Annotated in this window: 5 protein-coding genes; 2 read left to right on the plus strand and 3 right to left on the minus strand. The window is 33.0% G+C overall.

What is annotated here, in order from left to right; all coding sequences use genetic code 11:
- Positions 1-647: 647 nt before the first annotated feature.
- Positions 648-1,421, minus strand: coding sequence for a CPBP family intramembrane glutamic endopeptidase (locus AABI20_RS07640; RefSeq protein WP_047975742.1), 774 nt, complete (start codon positions 1,419-1,421; stop codon positions 648-650).
- A gap of 78 nt (positions 1,422-1,499) precedes the next feature.
- Between AABI20_RS07640 and AABI20_RS07645 the strand changes: the two genes are divergently transcribed.
- Together AABI20_RS07645 and AABI20_RS07480 are read left to right on the plus strand one after the other, a co-directional pair.
- On the plus strand, positions 1,500-1,670 hold the full coding sequence (locus tag AABI20_RS07645; protein WP_421823479.1) for an IS3 family transposase: 171 nt from the start codon (positions 1,500-1,502) through the stop codon (positions 1,668-1,670).
- A 197-nt stretch (positions 1,671-1,867) separates the two neighbouring features.
- Positions 1,868-2,068, plus strand: a complete 201-nt coding sequence (locus AABI20_RS07480; protein WP_047975741.1) for a cold-shock protein — start codon at positions 1,868-1,870, stop codon at positions 2,066-2,068.
- A gap of 88 nt (positions 2,069-2,156) precedes the next feature.
- On the opposite strand, the gene AABI20_RS07485 is transcribed toward AABI20_RS07480, so the two are convergent.
- Together AABI20_RS07485 and AABI20_RS07490 are read right to left on the minus strand one after the other, a co-directional pair.
- Positions 2,157-2,753: a YczE/YyaS/YitT family protein gene (locus AABI20_RS07485; RefSeq protein ID WP_047975739.1), complete on the minus strand. Its 597-nt coding sequence runs from the start codon at positions 2,751-2,753 to the stop codon at positions 2,157-2,159.
- 98 nt (positions 2,754-2,851) lie between these two features.
- Complete coding sequence (locus AABI20_RS07490; RefSeq protein WP_282808481.1) at positions 2,852-3,331, minus strand: DUF536 domain-containing protein; 480 nt, start codon at positions 3,329-3,331, stop codon at positions 2,852-2,854.
- Positions 3,332-5,288: the final 1,957 nt, after the last annotated feature.

A 5,288-nucleotide genomic window follows, 5' to 3' on the forward strand; every position in this document is an offset into this window, starting at 1 on the left:
CACATTATGTTAACTAGCGATTTTTCATTTTATTAATATTTGGAATTGACATCAGTAAGCTGAAAAAAAAGACGAAAATGATAACATGCTTAAAGTTATTCAAAAGATTACTATGTGAAATTATATTCATTGCTAATTGAACTAACGATATTGTAAGTAAGAGTGTTATAAAATTTTTAGCTATTTTTTTTCATAAATATTTTCAATTCATTTTCTTTTGTAATTTGTGTCAATAATATTTTTGGGTGAATTATATTTAATTTTTTAACCTATTGCATTAACATGTGCAAGGCACATGGCGATCCCTCCATTTAACTCACATTATGTTAACTAGCGATTTTTCATTTTATTAATATTTGGAATTGACATCAGTAAGCTGAAAAAAAAGACGAAAATGATAACATGCTTAAAGTTATTCAAAAGATTACTATGTGAAATTATATTCATTGCTAATTGAACTAACGATATTGTAAGTAAGAGTGTTATAAAATTTTTAGCTATTTTTTTTCATAAATATTTTCAATTCATTTTCTTTTGTAATTTGTGTCAATAATATTTTTGGGTGAATTATATTTAATTTTTTAACCTATTGCATTAACATGTGCAAGGCACATGGCGATCCCTCCATTTAACTCACATTATGTTAACTAGGTATTTTTTTCATTAGATGAATATCTAATTAATCGGATTAATCGTGGTTCATGTTTGTTCCAATAAATAAAGGTAATGACCACTAATAATAGTTGAAACATTGCGAAAGATGAATGTAGTATGTTAGTTAGTTGGCTGGACACGTCTGCTGTTAATATAAAATCTTTTGTAAAATGCATGAACATAGATAAATACAAGCTACCTGTTTGTACATAGATGGCGCTGTATGAAAGTCCAGATACAAAAGATAATATACATTGTAAAATAACATAGGACACAGATTCATGGGATAAGTTCGTTAGATGCATTAATGCAAAGATAAAATTAGAACTAAAAATTGCTTTAATTAATGCTGTTCGGGAGTAATTATTACGAACAAAATATGTTAAAAAAAATGATAATAGGACTCCTCTAGAAAAGTATTCTTCTGGAATTCCACCCATAAGTCCAGTCAAAATTGCATTTTCTAGATGTGGAGTGGAAAAGAAAGGGATACATACGATACTTATAAAAATAAAAAGAAAAACCGTTAGCCATGACTTTGAGGGCATTAAGAATACTTTTTGCTTTGTTAAAAAGTAATTCAAACTAATAAAAAGAAGCAACTCAGCTGTTTTAAAAATAAAATTGCTCATTATCTGGGATAAATGGAGAATAAAATAGGCTTCATTGATTAATGGGAAAATGATGAATTGTTCTAAAAGTAGAACTCCCAGAATAAATGTTGTAGTTAAAATAATCAAATTTCTTTTATTAGGATAGTTAGGCATCTTCGTTCTCCAAGAATCAAAAGGTAATAGAGTAATAGTTCGCGGTAAAAAAATTAATCTGCTGTTGCTTATATTAGCATACGAGCAAAGAATGAAAAGCTCACGAACCGAATTCGTGAGTTATTTGAGGAATATCAATCTAGGTATGATTACTATCGGATTACTTTACAGTTAAATCATGAAAGAATAATTGTGAATGCTCGTATGCTAATAAAGTGGACAGATGTTATGCACCCATCCACGGTATAGGTTATTGAGGAAAGTGTTTTCTAGTCAGACGGAGGATTGTTAAATGTAAATGTTTTTTCAATGTTATTAATTGTAATTGTGGTATAATGATGTTGTAATTAACTTTTTTGATTTTGATTTGTTTTTCTTGAAGGACGCTCAGCACCAATTATTTTAATTAACAAAAAGTGGTGAGTACACCAAAGGAGAAACATATAATGGAAACAGGTACAGTAAAGTGGTTTAATGGCGACAAAGGATTTGGATTTATCACACGTGAAAGCGGTGATGATGTTTTCGCCCATTTTTCGGCTATTCAGGGTAATGGATTCAAAACGCTTGATGAAGGTCAGTCAGTGACGTTCAGTGTTGAATCTGGTGATCGTGGTTTGCAAGCCGTTAATATTGTTAAAGCATAATGAAAAATAAAAAAGCCCACGTCGTGGGCTTTTTTATTTTAACTAAGAGTTAATATTATTGATGGATTTCTGGTTATTGAGATCATTATTATTCTATTTTTGGAATAATGGAATTCCATTTGGAAATCAATGAACCAGCTTCGAGTGCTATTACTATTGTGCCTAAACCAATAGGACCATGAACGATAAAAGCTAAAATGACAACAATAATATCTTGAAAGCTTCGGACATCACTATATTTTAGGTTCGTTTGTTTTGATAATATAGGAGCTACTGCATCGTAAGGTGACTGTCCCATGTTGACAGACATGTAAATGGCTGAACCTAGTGTGAACAATAACAATCCAACTAACAGGATAACAATTTTTGGAAAAATTTCTAACTGAGATAGATGATATGACAGAAGAATTTGAGAAGAAATTTGAATAAATACACCAACCAAGGTCATATTTAGAACGGTTCCTATACCTATCCTATTCCTGTCACTAAACAACATATATAGAAAAACAATAAGATTAATAAGAAATTGGGTAATTGATAAGGGAATATTTAATTTTGTTGCTAGTCCAATACTCAAAGCGGTGAATGGATCGACACCTAACCCCGTTTCTCTTAATAATGACGCAGAAACACCTATAATAAATAGACCTAATAATAAATAATAAATTTTGATAGTTTTTTTCATAATAACCTTCTTAATTACATCGATATAATAAGTTAATAATATACTTTTTTTATTCCAATAGTGGAGATTAGAAGTGAACCTTATTCCCATTTTAAGCGTTATTTATTACTCAAATGAAATATTTTAGACAAAAAACTGTGTTTTCTTTTCGAAATTAATTGATTAAAGTTTTGTTGGTATTGTTCAGCAATTTGTTTATTTTCAGCTAACTTCTTTTCCGAAATAAGTTGTAATTGTTGCGATTGGTCGAGTAGGTTTTGTAGGTTCGATATTTGAGTATCTTTGGCCTCGATTTGTTTGTTTTTTTCGGCTAATTCTCGTTGCTGATCTTCAAGTTGTCTTTCTAGTAGACCGACAACGTGTTGTCGGTCGTCGTTGTCGGTTTGTTGTCGGTCGTTGTCGGTTGAGAAATGCTTTTTTATCAGTGCTTCTCCTGATTTATCGACAAGTAGAGCGCCAACCTTGTTGTCGGTTTTAGTTGTCACATGTTGTTTCCTAAAATCAGAGGTCAAAAATCGATTAATCGCTTGTTTTGATACGCCGATTTCTTCTGATAGTTCCTTGATTGTTTTGGGCATGGTTAAATCCTAATTTTAGAGTTAAAGCGATAATTGAATTGTTTTTATATGGTCTATTATGCTATATTCCTTGTAACAAATACATACGAAAAAAGGCCATCAGCCGTCTACCAAACGAACTGATGGCCTGCACAGTAACTGTCCTAACCAGTTGCCATGCATTTATCTTCTTACAATATTAACGGGTCTCCCCTTTAAGGATATTCTAACGTTAGAAGCATAAATAATCAACCAAAAAAGACATTGGGAGATCGCATAGCAATTGCTAGGCGGTCTCCTTTTTAGTTACTGTGACGGCTTTTGCTTTCCTTTGGGCCGTTACCCTATAAGATTGAAACGGGACAGGCGTGTACCCGTCAGGTGGCTTGCAAATAGCGACCAAACCACGTCCAAAGGTTGAAGTAGCGTTTAACTGGGCAATGAATAATTGGACATGGGTTAGCTCGCCCAGCAAGTGATTGGCAAAGTAGTGGCTCCTAGATTAGCACCTAGGAGGCTCTGAGAGGCGTTTTAAGCTCAGAGTGGAAGTCTGGCTAAGCATAACCCGTTAAAGACGGGAGAGTGGGCAGAATGCTCTTTAAACGATGTTAGCGACTTGACCAAAGCGATGGCTCTTAGCTATACCTTGGAAAAGCCCTTAAGTATCCTCTTTTTTGAGATTTACCTAAGGGCTCTCTCTGCTCAAAACAACTTGCTGCCCTTGGCTGGGGTTAGTGTGAAAGTCAAGTAAAGTCTTTTGGTTTTTTAGAAAAAATAGATTAAAACAAATTGATTGATAAAGAAATCGATTTCGGATAAAGAGAAAAAAAGACCCTGCGCTGTTTGCGCATGAAGTCGTTAGACTTCACAGCAAATAAGTAGGCCAGATGACCGTTAGGTCATCACTTGATGAATTTCGGATAAGATGAGGTATTCTAAATAAATTTAGTTCTCCATTCTTTTTGCAAGCAAAGCATGTGAGTACTCACTATGCTGATATTCTAAATTAGGTTTTTTGTATTTTTCCTGATTTTTCATTTTTTTGGGGCGTTGCCCCAATCCCCACGAATAAAGGGCATCAATAAATCTTATAGTGATTGAATGCTGTACATACGCTGTATGTACACGTCGTATGTACAGCGTATGTACAAAATCCTCCAAACAGAGCATAAGGGGAAATGATACTCACGCAAGCGTGGTACCCCATAGTATGGGGATTTCCCGAGTACTCAGCCATTTTTTCTTGTACATACAGCGTATGTACAGAAAATGGGGTAAATTTTGTCGGTTTCACCTGTTGTACGTACGCTGTATGTACAGATTTTTGGTCTTAAAATGGCTTTTTTGATATGATTTATATGGATTCAGACGAAAAGAAGAGCTCTCATAAAGATTCTCATGAAGGGGAATTTCACAAAAGCAGAATGGCTTCAGATTCGCTTTCTGAGAAGTAGACCAATTAGTTTTGGCCAAATTGAGCAAGGACCCTTTTCAGAAAAGAAAGACCAGCCCCACAATTTGGGGGCTGGTCTTTTTTACTTGCGGTAATGCACATTATGTTAACTAGCGATTTTTCATTTTATTAATATTTGGAATTGACATCAGTAAGCTGAAAAAAAAGACGAAAATGATAACATGCTTAAAGTTATTCAAAAGATTACTATGTGAAATTATATTCATTGCTAATTGAACTAACGATATTGTAAGTAAGAGTGTTATAAAATTTTTAGCTATTTTTTTTCATAAATATTTTCAATTCATTTTCTTTTGTAATTTGTGTCAATAATATTTTTGGGTGAATTATATTTAATTTTTTAACCTATTGCATTAACATGTGCAAGGCACATGGCGATCCCTCCATTTAACTCACATTATGTTAACTAGCGATTTTTCATTTTATTAATATTTGGAATTGACATCAGTAAGCTGAAAAAAAAGACGAAAATGATAACATGCTTAAAGTTATTCAAAAGATTAC

Source organism: Fructobacillus cardui (genome assembly GCF_963580785.1).
GTDB lineage: Bacteria > Bacillota > Bacilli > Lactobacillales > Lactobacillaceae > Fructobacillus > Fructobacillus cardui.

Excerpts from the sequence above, each read along its gene's own strand:
- AABI20_RS07485 (WP_047975739.1), bottom strand. The coding sequence starts at position 2,753 with ATGAAAAAAACTATCAAAATTTATTATTTATTATTAGGTCTATTTATT.
- AABI20_RS07640 (WP_047975742.1), bottom strand. The coding sequence starts at position 1,421 with ATGCCTAACTATCCTAATAAAAGAAATTTGATTATTTTAACTACAACA.
- AABI20_RS07490 (WP_282808481.1), bottom strand. The coding sequence starts at position 3,331 with ATGCCCAAAACAATCAAGGAACTATCAGAAGAAATCGGCGTATCAAAA.
- AABI20_RS07480 (WP_047975741.1), top strand. The coding sequence starts at position 1,868 with ATGGAAACAGGTACAGTAAAGTGGTTTAATGGCGACAAAGGATTTGGA.